Genomic DNA, 20,333 nt, shown 5'->3' with positions numbered 1-20,333 from the left:
ATTAAGATGATTATTGTATATTTTTAACTTCCATTAAGGAAATTTTAAACAAATGAATACTGTTTTATATCGGAAACCGGTTTTTGTATCCCTCTAGTAAAGGCCGTTACCCCGGTACGGGATAGATCCTTAATCCCATATGGCCTGAGCAACTCAATTAACGCTTCAATCTTGTCGCCGTCCCCCGTCACTTCAATCGTGATGCTGTCTAAACTGACATCGATAATCGATGCCCGGAACGGTTCGATTAGCACCGTAATCTCACTTCTTGTTTCAGGGGTGCTCATAACTTTTATTAAGGCGAGTTCCCTGGCGACGACTGAGAAATTCGTAATGTCGCTTACTTTTAAAATGTCAATTTGCTTATGCATTTGTTTAACAAGCTGCTCCACCTTTGTATCGTCTGAAACGTGAACAATAAGCGTTATCTTTGAAATGTTTGGTTCATCCGTAGGTCCGACAGATATGCTTTCAATGTTAAAATTTCGCTTTGTTAATAGCCCGGTAAGGCGATGAAGAACACCGCTCCGATTATAGACTGTTGCTGTCACGATTCTTCTCATGGTTTCACCCCTATCATTTCATGCAATCCTTTTCCCGGTGCAATCATCGGATATACTTTCTCATCAGGGGTAACGCGGACATCAAGCAATAATGCAGTTTTCGTTTCAAGAGCGGTGCGCAAATGGGTTTCAACTTCTTCTTCACTCACCGCAACTGCCCCTTTAATGTCATATGCTTCCGCCAGTTTAACGAAATCCGGCTGAACCGGGAGTAACGATTCAGAATAGCGTTTTTCATAAAATTCTTCCTGCCACTGGCGGACCATTCCGAGAGCAAGGTTGTTGACGATCACAACGATCAGCGGGAGGCTCAATTCCTGAATCATCGATAATTCCTGGAGCGTCATTTGAAAGCCGGCATCTCCGACAACTGCAACAACCGTTGAATCCGGTTCGGCAATTTGCGCTCCGATCGCTGACGGCAATCCAAAGCCCATCGTACCTAATCCGCCTGAGGTTACCCAGCGATGAGGATTTTTAAATTTGTAATATTGCGCTGCCCACATTTGATGTTGTCCAACATCGGTAGTAACAATCGCTTCACCTTTTGTAACCTCATGAATGATTTCCAATAATCGCTGCGGTTTTAATGTTTCCCCATCTTTTTCGTACCAGAGCGGGTAGGATTCTTTTTTCGCACCCAATTCTTCAATCCATCCCTCGCAATTTGCCGGAGTCTGGCATTCTTCAAGAATCGCTTCCAGCGCTTTTTTCGCGTCGGCCACAATCGGAATATGGGTTTTTACGTTTTTCCCAATTTCGGCCGGATCAATATCGATGTGGGAAACGACCGCATTTTTCGCAAAATGATTGAGATTTCCTGTAAGTCTGTCGTCAAAACGAGCACCTATATTAATTAAAAGATCGCATTCGTACAATGCTATATTTGCTGCATAGGTTCCGTGCATCCCTGCCATTCCTAAGAAAAGCGGATGGTCTGCAGGGAAGCTTCCGAGGCCGAGCAACGTATTGGTAACCGGAATATTAAGCGTTTCGGCCATTTGTAAAAGTTCATTATGCCCTTTAGCAAAGAGCACTCCTGCTCCGGCTAAAATAACCGGTTTTTTCGCATTGGCGATCGCTTCATTTAATCGCCGAACTTGCAAAATATTTGGTGTCATTTTCGGTTGATAGCCCGGAAGATGAACCTCTTTATCGTAAGAAAATGTGCCAATCGCGTTAGAAACATCTTTCGGTATATCAATTAATACCGGCCCCGGCCTGCCACTTCTTGCAATATGGAAGGCTTCCTTAATGATGCCGGGAAGTTCCTCGACGCTTCTTACTTGATAATTATGTTTAGTGATTGGCATCGTAATTCCGAGTACATCCGCTTCTTGAAAGGCATCCGTTCCGATCACGGTAGTAGCGACTTGCCCTGTTAAAATGACAAGTGGCAGTGAATCAATCATGGCATCTGCAATACCTGTAATGAGATTTGTGGCACCTGGGCCTGAAGTTGCCAGAACGACTCCAACTTTGCCAGTTACCCTTGCATATCCTTGAGCCGCATGGATGGCACCTTGTTCGTGACGTGTTAAAATGTGACGCAAGTTTTTCTTATATAAGGCATCATAAATCGGTAATACCGCCCCGCCCGGATATCCAAATAATACTTCTACTTTTTCCTCTTCTAAGGCTTGAAGTACCATTTCCGCACCGTTCATCATTTTTACTGTTTGTTTTTCTTCTTCAACCACCATTTCGGTGTTCATTTTTACACTCCTCCCCTTTACTTTGGTTCAATTAAAAAGACCCGTCCGCCCAACAATGACAGCATCCCTGCTATCAAAGGGGCGAAAAGGCCTTTACTTTTCGCGGTACCACCCTTTTTCACGAACATTTTTGCAAATGTCCGCCTTATGAACGAATTGATCGTTCTTTTGATAACGAGTATGTCGCTCACACTCGGCCTCCCCTACTTGCGTAGAAGCGTTCAAGGAGACTCTCCGGGGTGATGTCCTGAAGATCGTATCACCGGTTTTCACCAACCACCGGCTCTCTGCAGACTACTGTTTCTTCAATGTTCCCCATCATCGATTTTTTCGGTTTTAAACTTTTAAAATACCACCCGTATTCGCAGATGTAACAAGTTTTGAATATCTGGCGAGATAACCTTTTTTAATTTTAGGTTCAGGTTGTTTCCAATGCTTTTTACGTTCTTCTAATTCTTCATCGGTTAATAAAACATTAATGGTACGGTGATTTAAGTCGATAAAAATTCGATCTCCATTTTCAATAAAGGCGATCGGCCCACCTTCTGCCGCTTCCGGAGAAATATGCCCGATTGCAATTCCACGCGATGCGCCGGAGAACCTTCCATCTGTAATGAGCGCAACCTTCGTTCCTAATCCTCTTCCGATAATCGCTGAAGTAGGAGCGAGCATTTCTGGCATTCCAGGTCCGCCTTTTGGCCCTTCGTAGCGAATGACAACGACATGTCCTTCTTTTACCGTACCATTATTAATTCCTTCGATGGCTTCGTCCTGCGAATCGAAAATAATGGCTTCTCCTTCAAAATACGTAATGGATGGATCAACGGCACCAACTTTAATGACACCGCCATCAGGAGCAAGGTTGCCATATAGAATGGAAAGGCCTCCAACCGGACTGTACGGGTTATCTTTACGGCGAATGACATCATCGTTAAGAATTTTCGCATCTTTCACATTTTCATAAATGCTTTTTCCTGTAATCGTAATCCGATCTTTATGAATGGCTCCTTCAATTTCACAAAGCTCCCGAATAATTGCACTTACCCCTCCGGCTTCATGTACGTCCTGCATCGAATAATCAGAAGCAGGACTTATTTTCGAAAGGTATGGCACCCGTTCTGCGACTTCATTTATTCGTCTTAAGTCGTAGTCCACTTCCGCCTCGTTCGCGATGGCGAGCAAGTGAAGGACTGTATTTGTTGAACCGCCCATCGCCATGTCTAATGCAAATGCATCATCAATCGTTTCTTTTGTGATGATATCGCGCGGACGTATATCTTTTTCAATTAAGTTCATTAAATGCCGGGCCGCATCCTTAATTAATTGGTGGCGTTCATTTGATGTCGCAACAATCGTCCCATTTCCCGGCAGTGCCATCCCGAGCATTTCCATGATTGAATTCATTGAATTTGCGGTAAACATCCCGGAACATGACCCGCATGTAGGGCATGCGCTTGTTTCAATTTCCAGCAGCTCTTCGCGGGACATTTTTCCGGAGAGATGGGCTCCTACCCCTTCAAAAACTGAACTAAGTGATAGCGACTTTCCGGCTTTCGTCTTGCCAGCTTCCATCGGACCGCCGGATACAAATACTGCCGGCACATTCGTTCTTACAGCTGCCATTAACATTCCCGGCGTGATTTTGTCGCAATTCGGCATAAAGAATACACCATCGAACCAGTGGGCGTTAATGACCGTTTCAGCAGCATCAGCAATCACTTCCCGACTTGGCAGTGAATAGCGCATTCCGATATGGCCCATTGCAATCCCGTCATCCACACCAATCGTGTTAAATTCGAAGGGAATGCCTCCCGCCTCCCGGATCGCTTCTTTTACAACTTCTCCTAGTTTGTTTAAATGCATATGTCCCGGAATAATGTCGATGTATGAATTACAAACACCAATGAATGGTTTATCCATATCTTCCGGCCGGACACCAGCGGCGTATAAAAGGCTTCGGTGTGGTGCCCTGTCAATTCCTTTTTTGATCATATCACTGCGCATACTATACATCTCCTATTGCTTAAATCGCTTGTGGTTCTGATACTGGAAAGATTTTCACTCCATCTTCCACTACTTTTTTACGGAAGGCTTCGAGCAACCTGTTTGTATGTTGGCCGGGAACCCCGTCTCCGATTACTCTTCCGTCCACTTTAATAACGGCAATAATTTCAGCCGCAGTGCCTGTTAAGAAAACTTCTTCAGCGTTATAAACATCGTGTCTCGTGAACGTTTCTTCGCGTACGTCATATCCTAAATTAGCGGCGATTTCGATAATCGCATTTCGTGTAATGCCTTCAAGCGCCCCTAAATAGCCAGGCGGCGTCTTAATTACATTCCCTTTTACTATAAAAACGTTATCGCCTGATCCTTCGGCGACATAGCCCTGGTCATTTAACATTAATGCTTCACTTGCTCCGGCTAAACTTGCTTCGATTTTTACAAGAATATTGTTCAAATAATTTAACGATTTCACTTGCGGGCTAAGAACATCAGAACGGTTCCTTCTTGTCGCAACCGTCACGATCTCAATTCCTGTTTCATATAATTGTTTTGGGAAAAGCGCCAATTGTTCCGCAATGACGATGACACCGGGCGTGGGACACGTAAATGGGTCTAAGCCGAGATTTCCTTTTCCTCTGGAAACAACAAGACGTATATAAGCATCTCTATATTGGTTTCGTTGCAATGTTTCGATAATTATATTTGTAAGTTCCTCTTTCGTGTGAGGAATCGTTAACATGATGGATTTAGCCGAATCGTATAGTCGCTGAAGATGCTCATCCAGTCGAAACACGTTTCCATCATAGACGCGAATTCCTTCAAACACCCCGTCTCCATATAAAAAACCATGGTCATAAACGGATATTTTCGCATCTTCTTTAGCGACAAATTCGCCATTTACATAAACCCATTGTGTTTCCATTTCGATCCTCCTCATCCGATCTAACATAAGTTGCCACAAGTTGTATGAAAGTTTAAAAGAATTGTAATTGCTGAATATCTTACGCCCATTTTCGCTTTGGGTCAACCACCTTTTTCATCTTTTTTTAATTATTTAGACAATTCAGGTTATTTGGTAGCGTTTTCATTATTGATTTCAAGCGGTTTTTACGTTTAAACATTTTTATTTGTAAAGATTTTTAAAGCGGTTTCATAATTTCCAAGCCGCGTTGAGATGCGATGTTTGGAACATAATTGGTTTTGAAACTGATGTGTTTAAAACCAATAAAAAACCCCTTGAAACATTTGTAAATGTTTCAAGGGGTTTGATTATGTAATAGTTAATGGCGTCCCAGGAGAGATTCGAACTCCCGACCGTCATTTTTCCACGTAATATAAGCGCTTGTCCATTCGCTTGTTGAATCGGTCATTGAGACGAACAACTGACCGTTTGAAAAAATTCTACCATTATATATACAAACTCGTCAATACGGATAATTATGCAAATAGTCGACATATTTTCTAACCGCATCTGGATGCTCGTTACTAGCACTGATACGAATAATGAAGTAATGAAGAAACTACACGTGTGATTGTCTATTTTTATGCGTAATTTACGTTTTGGTACGCTTTTTTCTACTAACGTTAACCAACGTGCGTACGTTAAATTACGCCTTTTTCCGCAATATGTATTATTTTGTGTACTTTTGCTTATTTCCCGGCTCTCGAACTACTTTTTATATTCAAGCGCAGCGAGGTCGGTAACATCGACTCTTCCTACTCGACCATTATCTTTGAATTTGACCGCTGCTTTAATCGGATTTCCGATGTGATCTTCTACAAACTTATGAACCGTTACGATGCGATCACGGTGTTTTAGCTTGAGTGGATTCTCGGGCTTTACCACGTATTCTCCTCCGATAACAACATCGAGTGATGTAATTAGCTCGGGCTTTTCGTATGATGCGGTATATTTTTGTAGTTGAATCTTTACGATCTCACCTTGTTCATCCTTGTAAGCGTTAATGTTGTTAAATCCTCTCATGTAGTCTCTATCTCCTTTGCTAAATGTTTTACAAAACGGTATTCGACCCCATGCGACATTTCTCCTTCTTGTAAAACGATTCTATGTACGGGGGCTTCTACGCGTAGCTCGCAATAAACTCCCGCATGTCAACGATAAATCGAGTAATAAACTGCCTAGTCGAATTGAATTTCGTACCGATCGTTTCCCCTGCGATTTCTCGAGCTAGATCGGATACAGAAAGACGCATTTCATCCGCAAGTCGGGCGAGTATGTATCGCCTCTTCTCATCCGTTCCGAATTTTTCGAGAATCATTCCGACAAGTTCGCGAGATTCTGCGATTCTCTCCGTATTCGCTCGCTCATCCGGTACGAGGAATTGGACAACTTGCGTTTCTCGCCCTTCCGTGTTCTTGCCTTGCGCCAAACGGTCGACGGAATCCTCGTTTTTAGCGAAGCCTGTCCGACGCTTATAAAATTCGCGAGTCGTTCTTTCGAAAGCCCGACGAACAAGTCCTTCGAAGTCTCGTTTGCCATCGTATGTAATCGTACATTCCATTAGTCGTTTGCGAAGTCGTCTTTCATAAGCCGTAGAGCCGTCGACATCCATCGTTTTGTTAAAATGGCAACCGTGTCGATCTTGTAGATTACGGATGATTTCGTCGAACTCGAATCCGAGCAACCACATAGCCTCCGTATAGTTCTCTTCATGGAGACTCGTCCCCGCCGCACGTAACGCAAGAACGTCCTTTTGGGCTTCGATAGCTAACTTATTAATTTTTTTGTTATCCATGTATAGGAACCTCCCCCGCGAATGACGAAAGGGCTCAAACGTGGATAATGATTAAATGTACTCCCTTCTCTTATAAAACATTAACGAAAGCCCTTTAGTCGCTATTCGCTAATTAAATATATTGGTACGCATATAAGTACCATGTTGCAGTAAGATTATATGGTACGCTTATGAGTAACGTCAACTTAACAATATAGTGGGAGGAAGACAAAATGCCATTCAAAGTAGTAGTCAATATTGATAAATTGTTACAAAGAGAGGGGATTTCTTCCTTAAGAGAACTTTCGAGGAAAACCGATATACGACACGCAGCACTTAGCGAGCTTTCTAACGGAAAAAGGAAAAGAATACAATTCGAACATATAGAAAAGATTGCGAATGAGTTTAATATAAGAGATATCAACGAAATAATTTCACTAAAGGAAGTTGATGAGGATTCTTGATGGATTCGGAAAAAGATATAATGACAAGGGAGCACGAAAGCTCCCCGTCTTTTTAAAGCTCGTAATTGAATCGAGCTAACCTACTGTGCGGCTTCTCGATTCTAATTCGCTTGTAGAGGCCGCTAGCCGCATCGATTTCTAGTAGATATCGCCTCTTGCTCGGGCTGCTTGCTGTTGCTTACGATTTTGCAGCTCCGTAATGTCATCTACGACTGTCTCCGCGAGGACTTTACCGTTTAAATGAGTCTGAATCGTTATCGTTTTCGGCCCCGTTTGTATTACGGATGGCGCAGCAGCAGCGGACTTAACACGAGATTCGGCTATTTCACCGAACGAACTAATCATTCGGAATAAGTTCGCCTGTTGTCCCTGCGTAAGAACCATTTCGTTACGTAGCAAGCGAACATCGACCTCATCGAACTTTGGCGGAGTAAAGCGTTCGAAAGAACCGCCGAGCCCGTCAAGAGCCGGAGAGCCGCCGTTATGATATTTCGGAAGCTCGTGAAGTGTTCCTCCGGAGTGTCTTTTTCCCGTAATCTTATTCCATGCGGAGCCGATCGCATGACCGACTAGATTAACTGTCTTGGAAACGGGCTTCGTAATATTGTAAAGCCACGACGAGAAGTTACCGGAATGAAGCGTAATATTTTTGCTTCCCGATTTGGTCGCGGCCCTGTGGAGGCGATCGTTGCTGCCTCTATCATCCGCTCTAACCGTCTTTATCCCGGACTTGGTCGCAGAATCGTGATTGAGTTTATTCGAGCCTTTATCGTCAGTCTTAACGTCCTTAACGCCCGGCTTTATTGCCTCCTTGTGGTTCCTCAAGTTGGAGCCTTTGTCGTCTGTTTTGACTTCCTTCGTAACTTTTTTGCCGAGCTCCTTGTTTGCGTCCTTCGCTTTCTCTTTCGTCTTATCGACCTCTTTATTCATTGACCGAACTTGTCCGGTACTTTTGTCGATCTCATAACCGTTTTTCTTAAGGATGCTTTGAAGCTCTTTCCACGCCTTCGCTTGTTCCTTCGAGCCGTTTTTCCCCTTGTCGGTGAGCTTGACGTATTGTCCAAGTAGCCCTTTCGCCTCATTTAATTGGTTAAGGTGATCGACGTATTGTCTAACGAGCTCCTTCGCTTCTTTATTGCTTAGTTTTCCGGCTTTAGCTTTCGCATTGGTCTTTTGAATTGCCTCACCCGTCTTTTGAATCTCTTCATCGATCAGTCTTAGACCGTTTCGCTTATTTCCATTTAAGCCGACTTGCTTAAGGATAATGCTCGCCATTTCATTGTTGATCTGTTTTTCGCCCCGAAGCTGTTCCCTGATCTTTTCAAGAGTCCGTTGAGCCTCATTACGCCGTTTCATAAGAGAAACTTGGTAGTCTTGCGATTCTTGCAAAATAGACTTTTTGTTTTCAAGCACGTTTTTAGCGAACTTTTGCGTTATGACATTGCCGTGCTTTAGCTTGTCGTTATAGTCCTCCTGCGCATTTGCGACGTCTCGCTTCTGTTGTTTGATTCTCTCTTCGCGTTCGGCGAGCTCTTTTGTCATTTGTGCGACTTCTCGCGTAAGCCTCTTTTCCTTTTCGACGTTCTTTACGTGGTCCGCAGCGGCTTTCGCTTTTTTGAGCTCGAGCTCGGCGAGGACTTGATCGCGTTTTGCTGCCGTAAGCTCACGAACTGCACGGGTCGAAGTGACCATGACGGTTCCCTCTTCTGTTACTTTGTCTGTCGTACTCGCAACTTTATCCCCGAGCTCTTTGTTGATGCTTACGAGCTCCTCGATCTCCTTTTTGGATAGGCCGGATTTCTTAGCGAGATTCTCTTGCTCCTTCGCAAGTTTCGCGAGTGCGCTCTTATCGGATGTCTTGGACATTTTCGACATATTATCGAGGTAATCTGCGAATTGATCGTTCGTCCATTTCATTTTTGCACGAAGAAGATCGTAGCGATTTGCCTTTGCCTCAAGAGCGTTCGCACTTTCAGCTATCGCCTTAATTTCTTGCGTAGTTTTGACCTTAACTTCATCGGTTGCATCCTTAACGTCAAGTAAAGCCCCCGCAATAGCCCCGGCTCCTAGCGCAATCCATCCGGCAGGGCCCATTGCTAATTGTAATGAACGGAATAAAAGAGGGAGTTTTGCAAGCGAAAAATATAATACGCCCGCTGCCGAGCCACCGGCTGCCATTTTTAACGCAAGCTCAATAAACTGCGGATTGACTTTCGAAAGAGCATCGACGAGATCGGTCGCAACCCCGACAACTGCTTTAGCTTCCGGAAGGAACTCCTCACCGATATTAATTCCGAGCCCTTCAATTGCAGACGTAAAGTTATCCCATTCGCCGAGAAGTGTATTTTTCATTGTCGCGGCCATGTCCGCCGCTGCCCCATCGGAAGTCCGCAACTTATCTGCGAAGTCCGTAAGCGTGTCGCCTCCTTCATTTAAGAGAGCGAGGAATCCGGATGATGCCTCGGTTCCTACAAGCATCGCCGCGTATTGCGTTTTTTGTGCTTCGGTTAACCCGCTCATTTTCTTCGAAACATGGTTAAGAATCTCCGGTAACGGCTTCATTTCGCCGTTAGCGTTCTTATATGATATTCCGAGTTTCTTCATGGCTTCTTCGGCTTGACCTACCGGATTTGCCATCGATAATAACGTTGAGCGGAGTGTTGTACCTGCCTGGGACCCTCGTATTCCATAATTTGACATCAAGGCTATAGCGGCCGCAGTATCCTCGAATGGGATTTTCATTGATGCAGCAACGGGAGCTACGTACTTCATGGCTTCGGCAAGGTCCGGGAGGTCGGTATTAGCGTCATTCATCGCTTGAACTAGGACATCGACCGCATGCGATGAGTCCTTTGCCTTAATTCCGAATCCCGACATAATCGAGCCGAGGTAGTCCGCGGACGTAGCTAAATCAAGTTGCGCTGCTCCCGCGAGATTAAGGAGGCCAGGCATTGCGTCGATAATCTCATTCGTTTTGAATCCGGCGGCTGCGAGTAGTGCCATTCCTTCTGATGCTTGCGAACTCGAATAGGCCGTTGTAGCTCCGAGGTCCTTCGCTGTCTGCTTTAATGCGTCGAACTCTTCTCCGGTCGCTCCCGAGATCGCCTTTACTTTCGCCATTGATTGCTCGAAACGAGCCGCAGTCATTATCGAGGCTCCAATCGCTGCTACGGATGCGGTTCCGATTCCCATTAAACCCGTTTTAATTTGCGATTGGCTAATCTTTAATTGACGGGCTTGTCGTAAAGATTCGCTCTCAAAAGCACGCATGTCTTGCCGGGCTTGCTGCATTCCCCTTCTAAAATCTCTATTTTCGAGCATTATCCGCGCTTTGATCGTTCCTGCGTTAACATCGGTCATAACTTAAGTCTCCTTTAGCTTGTATTTTTGATCGGAGGAAATAAAAAACCGAAGAACGATAGTCTCCGGCTGTTGGATATAAATAAAAAAGGAGCCCGAAGGCTCCCGATACATCGATAAGTATTTTTGTTTTAACGCGGCGACTAGTTGTTTTCCTCCTTTTCGGCCATTAACGCAGCAATTAAAGCCCGGCGTTTATGGTAGTTCTTATTGGCTTGCTTATTTGAGCACTTACGACATACCGACCGAATCCCATAAGGACTATTTTTGTCTTTGCCGAACCCCGAAAAAGGCTTTACCTCTAAACATTTCGAGCAAATTCTTGTCGGTTCAAATGCTTTACGTCCCATTATTTCGCACCTCCTTGAATAGCTCTTTTTGCTGAAATATAAGCGAGTTTATCATCCATACTTCCAGTAGTTCTCGCCTTTTCCGCAAGCTGCCTTAAACGTTCGTCCGCCTCTTGTGTCTGTTGCTCATTCGAAGTCGATCCGGCCACTTGATTAAGGTATTCGTCCGGGTTGTGAATATAAGTGCTAGTCCATACCGATACCTCGCGCAACGCGATCTCAACCGCCGAGGAAATACCCGAAGTGTTTAAAATTCCGTCTGCCGTTTCGATTACTTTCTTCGCATCTTCTGCTCCATCCGGTAAAGCGTTTCTAGCCGCAGTATCATAAAGATCGCCGATCTCCTTACGCAAATTTAATTGGTCCGCAGGAGGCGCAAGCGAGATAACATGCTCTGATAATGCGAGGATTTTCCCTTTAATTTCGTGAGCGAGTGCGGGCTCATCCGCTAACGCCAAAAGCTCGCTTAAGGCTTCTTTTGCACGAGCCGGAGTAAGGGCGAATTTTACCTTCGCTTCGATTTCTTCGACTTTCCGATCGAATAGGCTGCGTTTATGAGCGTCTACTTTCGGTAGCTCGGATACAAGTAGTACCTCCGCAGTCTGTTTCGCTTCTTTCGCAGCTTTTTTCGCCTCTCTCTGGAGATCGCGTGAGAGCTCGAGGAATTTACGTTCATATACTGCGTTCAGCTTTTCGATTTGCTTTCGCTTTCCTTCATCGCTTAATTCACGGTTAGAGCTAATTAATCCCTTTTTCGATCTATACTCGTCTAATACTTCGCGAAAGAACTTTGTGTATTCCCCTCGTAGCGTTTGTGCGAAGTGGATTTTATTTTGCGCGTCTTTTAACGTGTTTGTCATACGTGATTCCTCCTAGTTTTGTTTTCGTAATTTCGAAAAGATCGCTTGTAACGTTTATTTCTATTGTTACGGCAGGGCTGTCGCTTCGGTAAGATATCGAGCTCTTTCATTAGCTCTTTCGCCCACTCCGGATAACGGTCCCTTCGCAACAAATAATCCGGAATGTTTTCCTTTTCCCTATCGATTTCCCGTAGCGTGCCCGTATGTCTCGGCATTCCTATTTCCTCCTATACGTTTCGAAGTGCTTCGGATAGTGAACGATATCGCTCTAATCGATGGTCTGTAATTCCTAAAATGTCACGAATGCGATTCTCGGTTTCCTCGCTGATTCGGACTTCGTCCTTTTCGATCGCAGCGATGTAACTATACGAGAGCCCGACTTTCTCCGCTAGCTGTCGCCTCGATAGCGAGTGCGCATTCCGAAAAGTGATTAGGTCGCGGCCTTGTAGCTCGATGTTATATTCCATATTCAAATCGCCTCCTTGCGATTGTTTTAAAAAGAAAGGAGCCGCATACGCGACCCCTGCGGTCTTGCCCTACTCAGTCCGGAAACGGTAGACTACGTAGCTTTGTTCGATGTTTCTTCCATTGGCGAGTGCTATTCGAGAGAAACAATTCCCTCGTAAATTAGGCGGTATGATGGGAAATACCGCCCCAACTTCGGTATTAAAATAATTTAGGAGCGCAATTTAATCGTATTTCTCCTCGGTTAGATGCGCTCCTTTTCAAAGGGGACGTGTCAATGCAAAAGTTAAAAGACTCGTAAAGAAGGTAGTTAAACCTCCGACATAAAATATAGAAGCACCGCGCTTATGCTTTTTGTATACTTTAAAGTAATTTTCACATATAAATACCGCATGATAATACCTTTTTCACTCGTAACTTTTACCTTACTAACTACGCGGCACGACCGGAGGATGGTCGTAGTAGACGAAGAGAAGTCGAGCACCGATTCGCTAATTCCCCCGTTCTTGCCATACAGTTTTTTTGTTATTCGTGATAGTTAGCGTAAGAACTCTGGAGGATGATACATAGTTTCGAAAAAGAAATCGCAGCGGTAAGACCTGTTATGTAAGGCCCGATATGTAGACTTTACGCATCGGGTGCAGCGGGGCTTCTTTTACTTCGTTTAATTATCGTTCTTTATTCTTATCGCATGCTCTTCCCTTCGTTTATACATTCGTAAGAATTAATAGTATATTTTCATTCGAATAAGATTTTATACGTGTCTACGTATGCGATTGTTTTTTATCGCATGCGTAATCTTTATAAGTCTAGTTCTTTTAAGTCTAGTTCTATAAGTCTAGATATGGTAAGGATTCTTAACATATAAACTCAAAAATCTAGTGGTCTTTAATAACTTTCTTAACATTAAAACCTAATATCCCCGATTTTCACTTCAACGATCTCGGGCTTTTCATATCTATCTTTGATTTTGTTAGCCTTCTTCTCATACCGCTTACGGGCTTCCGGATATCTTTTAAATAGCTCTTCTCTCGACAATGGAAGCTGCGGCTTATATTTGTAGCCCTCACCCTTCTTATTCCCTTTCCTCTTTTCGACGAAAATCTTCACGAGTCCGTATTCGTGGAGTACCTTAACGTGAGTTCCGACCGCTTGTCTAGTCATTCCACTATCTAATGCGAGAGTATCCATCGAGGGATATGCGTAGCCCTTCTCGGAATTATAGTAATCGCATAAAAGGTCGTATATAAGAAGAGTCGATGCGTTTACTTTATCGAGATACAAGTAATTAAGAGTATCTTTCGGACGCTTGAAGAAAACCATTCCATCGTATTTTTTCGTTTTGTCGTAGACAGTCATATTGAGTTACCTCCTAATAAATATCGCAGGACATTTATAGTCCTCTTGCGATTATTAGCTTAAGAGGTTCCGAGAATGATACTCGAAATATTATATCTGTACAGATTTTTATGCTACACTAACTAAGAAGGAGAAGGGAGCCCCACTCTCATCCCCTGCGGTCTAGAACCGCATTTTTGCCTGATCTCGAGGTCTTTCAGTTCTCCACCGTAGAACTCGTCGTCCTTCGGTATGGTTACTGTGCGACCGTCGGTAACTGTTTGACCTCCGGAACATTTTTAAACCTTATGCTATCTATTCGAATGCCCTTTTTCGGAAGCACCCGAAGGGCTTTTCGCTTTTCGAAAAACCCCTCGAGTTGAAAAATGATATGCGCTATTTTTATACGGTAGTCCAGGCGGCCGGAGGCGGGCGGCTTGGGGGAAACGGGATTCGGAGACGCAGCGTCCCAGTCGTCCTCTTACGCAGTCACTTTCGACCGGAAGCCGAAGTTCTTTCGAATCTCGAATGCTTTTTTGATGCAATTAAAAAGATCGAAGAAAACGAAGCTCGATTCCTTTCGCTTTTTTTGTTGTTTTCCCTTTCGAAGTAAATGCGAACAAAACTTTCATGGCTTCGAAGATTGACGTTTTAAAATTGGTCGAGAATCTTCCAATCGATGAAGGAGAAAGGAGAACCGAAAGAAAGGCGATTGTTTTAATCGTTGAAGCAATTCCGTTTCCTCTCGTTCCTGCTGCGTTGAGTAGACCGGATGAGTCGCCCGCTTGTCTAACCTCCGTTAAGAACGCGACTTGACTTACATTGTGTCTACGATCGCCTTCACGCCCTCTAGAACGCCGAAAGACGGCTTTTACGAAAGTAGGAAGGAATCGCATTGCTGACGTAGCAAACGGGCTCTATCGGCTTCCTACGGGCTTATACGAGGCTATAATAGCCAATGCGCAAGCCTATACGGATGTATAAAAAAAGCGGGAGAGCCTACGCCCTGCCGCATAACTTTGATTCGTATTCTTTAACTTTCTTGTAAAATGTCGCTTTCTTCATATCGACCTTCCGCATAAAGTCGACCGCCTTAATTTCTCCCGACTTCCATCGTTCATATAAGTTCTCCCAGTTCTGCGGAAGCTCGAGCGATGGTCTACCGAATTTGATACCTTTCTTTTGAGCTATTGCGATTCCTTCGGCCTGTCTCGTTCTAATCTCCTCGCGCTCTTTTTGAGCGAATGCTGCAAGAATAGCAAGTACCGCTTGTTGTATCGCCAAAAGAATAACGTCATCCTTTTGTGAGTCCGTGTCGAGCATCGGTTCCTTAACAAATTTCAAGTTAATGCCGTTCTCTACGAAGTAGCGATATTCTTTAAGCGTCTGGTCCATGTTACGTCCCATCCGGGTTATACTATCGAACACGACCGTATCTCCTTTTCGTAGTACACTCTTTAACGTTTGGTATTGCGGCCGATCGAAGGAGGCTCCGCTTTGTTTATCGATGAAAATGTCTCGTTCCTCAATACCGAGATTTAACATAGTCTCGATTTGTCTCTGTTCATTCTGTTGTTTGCTACTTACTCTTACATAGGCAAAAGTTTTTGAATTCATATGTAGAACCTCTCTTCACGTCTAATTTCTTAAGCACATCATACAAAAATAGTACATAAAAGTCAATTTTATTTTATAGACGTTCATAAAGTTTAAAATCAATATTTATAAACTAAAAAAGACGTTTAATTAAAACGTCTATTAATGTGTACTTAAATAGACTCTAAAAGAGAAAGGACACGAATGGCTAAACTCTTTCTAATTGTGGTATAATAATAATAGGATTGGGAGTATCTCGGTAACTTATCCCTAGCCACACAAGCAAATCACCTCCCGTTAATATGCAAACAAAGCGCAACGGGGGAAGGGAGAATGATTTCGACTCTCTCCAATCATTTCTACTAATTACTTCCTGCGTCGCTTTTTCGTTTAGGCGGCGCCCTTTTTTATAAAATATAAAACCGCCGCATAGCGACGGTGACAGTTAATAATTATTTGCCATTAACTTTGATAAAATATCCTCTGAAACTAACTCTTGAAGTCTATCATATGAACTTGACTCAAGAACTCTTACCAAAGCGTAGTACTTGGCAAATGTTTCTTCAATGTCTTCGGCTTTAAAATTCATACCTTTCTTAGACCTATGCAACTCCGTTAATTCTATAGCAACATCGAAAGCATTACGTTGAATTGGAGTTGGAGTTGTTTGAACATTTATATCAGACATATTATCCCTCCTCTCTAAATATATTGGTATTATTATACCACATTTTTCTATAAGCCCCCCGAGTTTTGAATACCTCTTCCGCTCCCCGCTTCAAGTGGATGCGAACAATTCATTTCCACCAGACTTTCAATATGTTAACGATTGTAATTCGATAGGTTAACGTATAATCGTTGATCTTTCGCTATTCTTCCAACCTATCGACTAGAATACGTATGTTTACAATCGGTAAACAGTAGTAACTGTATGGACCTCCGTTTTACAAAAAACGGCAAAAACTCGAAAATATCCCGTCACTCTAGCCGACTTGTCGAATAAGACGTTTTATACTTGTATTTCGATTATTTCGATCTATCTTTCGTAACTCCTTCTTGAGTATGCGAAAAAAGGCGAGTGAAGCCTCTAACCGAAGTACCTTGCTTTTCTTTTCAGCCTACTGCCGCTTAATTTTCTCATATGTCGCAAACTCCTCGACAACGAACCACGGCTCACTATCCTTTACTACTGTGCGGACATTAAGTCCGTAGTTAAATATTTGTAAGTAGTTGTGCTTGCATGCTGCCGCCGAGTGGAAATCAGATTATATAATGCCTTTGTCTAAAAGCTCTTTATTAGCTCCTAAAGCAAAACTTTCCGCTTCTTCTCTTGTAGCAAAAGACATAATAGGAATATTAAGTTTTTCCTTTTGCGCAAATACTAACCACGGGGCTTGTTTCCATTGAGCACGACCGAGGGGACCCTCTGTTATTATTTTCCCTACTACTAACCACAAACCTGCGATATTGTGAGTTTTTTTAATAGTAGGCGGTTCTATGAATGCAAACTGGTCCACGTCGTTGGTAGGAACAATATGCTCAAACGGGAAACTTTCTAGTTCATTTACCACCGTTCGTTTTTGAACCTTCTTATGCTTCTTTTTCTTACTTTTTGGCAAGAGTAATCCCTCCATTTCTTTTTAATACAAGTAAAACCTACTGCTTAGACTCATGATACTCCTCTCGAAAAGCCAATACGTACTTGATAATAAATAGGACAAAAACTAATCCGTACATTCCGAGAGTTATTTTTTTGTGCAGCGTCAAATGTGACAAGTCCGTTTCATCTATCCACGTGAAGAATAATAACACTACAACCACATCGACAATCTCCACTTTTTTTATGTACCGCACTAATGTTCACCTCCTATTTTCAGACTAGATATATTGTATTAGATATTTGTTCTTTCCACACTTTCTACGAAATCGGGATCAACCCTCAAAACCCTTGTAAATAAAGAAATGTTAGCATTTTTAACATGAAAAAATTTTTTTGCGTCCGTACATAATCCGAATGCCGAACGCTTCGAGGAATGGGTAGTAGGCGAAGTCATACCGTCTATTCGAAAGCAGGGCTCCTACATAACGGAAAACACGTTAGAACATGCGTTAGATAATCCGAACTCGGGATAAGAAAACTCGTCATGAGACTCTTCCACACCCGAATACGGATGCCCCGTAAGATAAAACACGACTAAAATCGCATGCGTCCCGCAATACAAACGTTACTAACTGTATTACCCCTCTTAATACGGGAGTTCGAAGTCCACTCCGTCAGCAAGTATGTCGTCGATCACTCCGAGAAGGTTTGCCGTCAAGTATTCGTTTTCCGTTGGCTGCGCAAGCCAATTGTACCCGAAAGTGGTCGGCAAGCTGCGCCTCTCTTCTATGTTTTGCTTTAAGTTTTTCGCAATGATACGTTTAATAGTTCCGCAAAGGTATCGAGCGAAGTTGAATCGTTCTCCTTTGCTACTTTTACGCTTGTAAGCGTTAATCGTAGAACGAATAGCCTCGACGATCGCATCAGAATAGTCCTCGAACTTCGCCTTATACTTCGTAAGAGTGCGCCGAATGCTAACCCATAGTTCGATTATCTCCGTAGTTCCGAAACCACGAGAGAGTTCCGAAATGACTTCTTCCGGTACCCCTGCGACTACTGCAAATATTTCCGCATCTTGTTCGTAGTTTTTGAAGTCGATTGTATTTTCGTTTTGGAAAATTTGCGTGTTCTGAACATCTTTGACATCTTCTATGTATGTATTTAATTCTTTTTTAGAGTTCTTGCTAAAAGAAAAACTTGATAGGGATTCGTTTTGTTTTCCTCCGGCAGTAGAGTCACAAGCCTTTTTAGAGTTTCGACGGCTCCCGAATAACGCCTCCCGAAACGGTTCCCGATCTATTCGAGTGGACGTATCCTCTTCGCATGGAAGGTCGAGAAGGTCCTCTATCGGTTGGAATACGTAAACTAGATGTGCGTCTCCGCCTCGCTTCTTCTTGCCGTCTTTCGGCGATTGAGCCCGTACGATACGTAAGAATCCCCTCTTTTTTGCATAACGTTGGAAGTCGTCCAGGCTTGTCTTGCCACATTCGGCTCTCTCCGCAAGTGTTAAGCGGCGAAAGAATGTCACCCCGATCATACCGCACGATGCCTCGAATAATTGATCGAGGATGCGCTCCCAGGACGGACGGAGCTCGCTCTTAATCGTTAGTTTCAATTGTCGATAGTACATATTAAAGTCGTCTAGGCTGCGGAATTCCGAGAGCTTTCGCATTGCAGCCGTGTCCCCTGCGTAGATTACACTTTCCATTATTAAATCGATCCCCTTCTCGGAGACATAACCGAAGCAGAAACGTACGTTCCATTTCTCGCACACAACGAACTAAAGCTTGTGTTAACGCTCTTTTTTCGCTATAATATTAATTGGTTGGTGAGGCGTACCTTCGGGTATGTCTCGCTTTTTTTCTTTTTGTATTAAATTTCTAAATTATCCTTTTCCTCTACTTCCTTGTATTGCTCTACTATTTGTGAATCAGAAAAATCTAGATAAATTTTCGTAAACTTTCTGCGACCTCTTCCTTATCTAAATGTAAATATCGCGTTGTAACGGCCATATCGCTATGTCCTAGAGCTTTTGATATTAACGCAATATTTGCGCCCTTCTTAAGTAAATTCTTCGCAAACCCCCGTCTTAATGCGTGTGGATTGATGTTCTTTAGCCCATACTCTTTTGAATATTTGCATAACCGTTTTGTAATGTTGTTATTAGTTGGGCTTGTTGCGATAGGTCCACCCTTTTTCGTAATGAATAAATAATTGTTTTTTACGTTGTGTTCTCTGCGAATAATATCATTCTGTTTTATTAATGTCTCAAGCACGCGAGCTAAAACGTCATCAAATGGAAGATAAATCGATTCGTGGTTTTTAATAATGCCGCCATCAATTTTTAGCAACTTTGCATCAACGTTTACGTGCTTGTTTTCTAATTTCGCTAATGTACCGACCCGCAGTCCCATATGATACATAATTAAAATTGCAGCCGCATCCCGTAATTCAATAAAGCGTGTTAAGTCGAGCAAGGATAGAAGTAATTTTATTTCTCGATCTGTTGCGCCTTCCTTAACCGGACTGTCAACTTTGATTTTGATATTCCGCCAGAAATTTGTTTCAAGCCAACCGTTGTCAAAACAACGCCCCAGGAACGCTTTTAAACACTTCAACCGTGTTAATTTCGTTTGATTGCTTACGTTCATTGACGATAGCCAAAGATAAATATGGTCCGCGGTTAATTCTTCGATTACTTGAGTATTTGTAATTTCGATAAAATGGTTAACGTGTAATTCGTAGTCACTAATCGTACGTTCTCGTAATCCTGCTGCCTTCATTTGGCGGATAACAGTATTTAGTGCTTTCTCCATCGAAAACCCGACGATATTTTTCCGTACAGCTTGTCCGTTAAATATGTTCGATAAATCCGTATTAATCGTTAATGACGCTTTTCTTTTCGTCATAACAAAAATAAGCCTCCTAACTCGTTGTTGACCGGTTCATTGACCGATTCAACTAACGAATCAGAAGGCTTATATTACGCGGTTTATACCGTATGTATAATCGATTAGATGGCGTCCCAGGAGAGATTCGAACTCCCGACCGTACGCTTAGAAGGCGTATGCTCTATCCAGCTGAGCTACTGGGACAAGAACAAAATATGATATTCATTTAACTAGAAAACGTATAGATTTTCTTATAGATTAAAATATGGAGCGGGTGATGAGAATCGAACTCACGACCAGAGCTTGGAAGGCTCTTGTTTTACCATTAAACTACACCCGCAAGTTGTTATTTCGTATAACTATCAGCGACATAATTTAATATACAGCATCTT

The 20,333-nt window shown here is 43.0% G+C and carries 19 protein-coding genes, 2 tRNA genes and 1 other annotated feature; of the genes, 1 reads left to right on the top strand and 20 read right to left on the bottom strand.

Annotated features, from left to right (window positions below; all coding sequences use genetic code 11):
• Positions 1-44 precede the first annotated feature (44 nt).
• The 6 genes from ilvN to WD019_RS04605 all read right to left on the bottom strand — a co-directional run bounded on the left by ilvN (position 45) and on the right by WD019_RS04605 (position 7,038).
• Positions 45-563, bottom strand: coding sequence for an acetolactate synthase small subunit (gene ilvN, locus WD019_RS04630; RefSeq protein WP_026676487.1), 519 nt, complete (start codon positions 561-563; stop codon positions 45-47).
• Positions 560-2,278 carry an acetolactate synthase large subunit gene (ilvB, locus tag WD019_RS04625; RefSeq protein ID WP_425710791.1) on the bottom strand — a complete coding sequence of 573 codons (1,719 nt, stop codon included), beginning with the start codon at positions 2,276-2,278 and terminating at the stop codon, positions 560-562. Before ilvB ends, ilvN begins: the two co-directional genes overlap by 4 nt.
• Before the next feature lie 74 nt (positions 2,279-2,352).
• Positions 2,353-2,609, bottom strand: a binding site (T-box leader).
• Between the two features lie 5 nt (positions 2,610-2,614).
• Positions 2,615-4,282, bottom strand: coding sequence for a dihydroxy-acid dehydratase (gene ilvD / locus WD019_RS04620; protein WP_026676489.1), 1,668 nt, complete (start codon positions 4,280-4,282; stop codon positions 2,615-2,617).
• Between the two features lie 19 nt (positions 4,283-4,301).
• The gene (gene ilvE / locus WD019_RS04615; RefSeq protein ID WP_026676490.1) at positions 4,302-5,204 is read right to left on the bottom strand and encodes a branched-chain-amino-acid transaminase; all 903 of its coding nucleotides are present in this window, start codon (positions 5,202-5,204) and stop codon (positions 4,302-4,304) included.
• A 747-nt stretch (positions 5,205-5,951) separates the two neighbouring features.
• A complete protein-coding gene (locus WD019_RS04610; RefSeq protein ID WP_425710790.1) occupies positions 5,952-6,266 on the bottom strand; it encodes a hypothetical protein in 315 nt (104 codons plus the stop codon).
• Positions 6,267-6,363: 97 nt separating this feature from the next.
• Entirely contained in the window at positions 6,364-7,038 is a 675-nt protein-coding gene (locus WD019_RS04605) for a hypothetical protein (RefSeq protein WP_425710789.1), read from the bottom strand.
• A gap of 212 nt (positions 7,039-7,250) precedes the next feature.
• Here WD019_RS04605 and WD019_RS04600 point away from each other — a divergent pair, with 212 nt between their 5' ends.
• The gene (locus WD019_RS04600) at positions 7,251-7,481 is read left to right on the top strand and encodes a helix-turn-helix domain-containing protein (RefSeq protein WP_425710788.1); all 231 of its coding nucleotides are present in this window, start codon (positions 7,251-7,253) and stop codon (positions 7,479-7,481) included.
• A 138-nt stretch (positions 7,482-7,619) separates the two neighbouring features.
• Here WD019_RS04600 and WD019_RS04595 read toward each other — a convergent pair whose 3' ends face one another.
• The 14 genes from WD019_RS04595 to WD019_RS04530 form a co-directional block, all read right to left on the bottom strand.
• Positions 7,620-10,841, bottom strand: coding sequence for a phage tail tape measure protein (locus WD019_RS04595; RefSeq protein ID WP_425710787.1), 3,222 nt, complete (start codon positions 10,839-10,841; stop codon positions 7,620-7,622).
• A 143-nt stretch (positions 10,842-10,984) separates the two neighbouring features.
• Positions 10,985-11,191 carry a hypothetical protein gene (locus WD019_RS04590; protein WP_425710786.1) on the bottom strand — a complete coding sequence of 69 codons (207 nt, stop codon included), beginning with the start codon at positions 11,189-11,191 and terminating at the stop codon, positions 10,985-10,987.
• Complete coding sequence (locus tag WD019_RS04585) at positions 11,191-12,051, bottom strand: hypothetical protein (RefSeq protein ID WP_425710785.1); 861 nt, start codon at positions 12,049-12,051, stop codon at positions 11,191-11,193. Before WD019_RS04585 ends, WD019_RS04590 begins: the two co-directional genes overlap by 1 nt.
• Positions 12,048-12,266 (bottom strand): hypothetical protein, encoded by a 219-nt coding sequence (locus WD019_RS04580; RefSeq protein WP_425710784.1) that lies wholly within the window; start codon positions 12,264-12,266, stop codon positions 12,048-12,050. The genes WD019_RS04585 and WD019_RS04580 overlap by 4 nt, the downstream gene beginning before the upstream one ends.
• A 12-nt stretch (positions 12,267-12,278) precedes the next feature.
• Complete coding sequence (locus tag WD019_RS04575; RefSeq protein WP_425710783.1) at positions 12,279-12,518, bottom strand: helix-turn-helix domain-containing protein; 240 nt, start codon at positions 12,516-12,518, stop codon at positions 12,279-12,281.
• A gap of 904 nt (positions 12,519-13,422) precedes the next feature.
• Complete coding sequence (locus WD019_RS04570) at positions 13,423-13,875, bottom strand: helix-turn-helix domain-containing protein (protein WP_425710782.1); 453 nt, start codon at positions 13,873-13,875, stop codon at positions 13,423-13,425.
• A gap of 978 nt (positions 13,876-14,853) precedes the next feature.
• A complete protein-coding gene (locus tag WD019_RS04565; protein WP_425710781.1) occupies positions 14,854-15,471 on the bottom strand; it encodes a recombinase family protein in 618 nt (205 codons plus the stop codon).
• A 424-nt stretch (positions 15,472-15,895) separates the two neighbouring features.
• Positions 15,896-16,138 carry a hypothetical protein gene (locus tag WD019_RS04560; protein WP_425710780.1) on the bottom strand — a complete coding sequence of 81 codons (243 nt, stop codon included), beginning with the start codon at positions 16,136-16,138 and terminating at the stop codon, positions 15,896-15,898.
• 577 nt (positions 16,139-16,715) lie between these two features.
• Positions 16,716-17,069, bottom strand: coding sequence for a hypothetical protein (locus WD019_RS04555; protein ID WP_425710779.1), 354 nt, complete (start codon positions 17,067-17,069; stop codon positions 16,716-16,718).
• A gap of 37 nt (positions 17,070-17,106) precedes the next feature.
• A complete protein-coding gene (locus WD019_RS04550) occupies positions 17,107-17,304 on the bottom strand; it encodes a hypothetical protein (RefSeq protein WP_425710778.1) in 198 nt (65 codons plus the stop codon).
• 392 nt (positions 17,305-17,696) lie between these two features.
• Positions 17,697-18,758 (bottom strand): hypothetical protein, encoded by a 1,062-nt coding sequence (locus WD019_RS04545; protein ID WP_425710777.1) that lies wholly within the window; start codon positions 18,756-18,758, stop codon positions 17,697-17,699.
• Between the two features lie 232 nt (positions 18,759-18,990).
• Positions 18,991-19,959 carry a tyrosine-type recombinase/integrase gene (locus WD019_RS04540; protein WP_425710776.1) on the bottom strand — a complete coding sequence of 323 codons (969 nt, stop codon included), beginning with the start codon at positions 19,957-19,959 and terminating at the stop codon, positions 18,991-18,993.
• A 109-nt stretch (positions 19,960-20,068) separates the two neighbouring features.
• Positions 20,069-20,145 (bottom strand) — tRNA-Arg (locus tag WD019_RS04535).
• Between the two features lie 62 nt (positions 20,146-20,207).
• Positions 20,208-20,281 (bottom strand) — tRNA-Gly (locus WD019_RS04530).
• Between the last annotated feature and the right edge of the window lie 52 nt (positions 20,282-20,333).

Origin of the sequence: Fictibacillus sp. Mic-4, from assembly GCF_049843615.1 — a bacterium.
In the GTDB taxonomy this organism is placed as follows: domain Bacteria; phylum Bacillota; class Bacilli; order Bacillales; family Fictibacillaceae; genus Fictibacillus_A; species Fictibacillus_A gelatini.
Note: the sequence above shows the minus strand (reverse complement) of the source record. Positions and strands in the feature narration are given on the sequence as shown.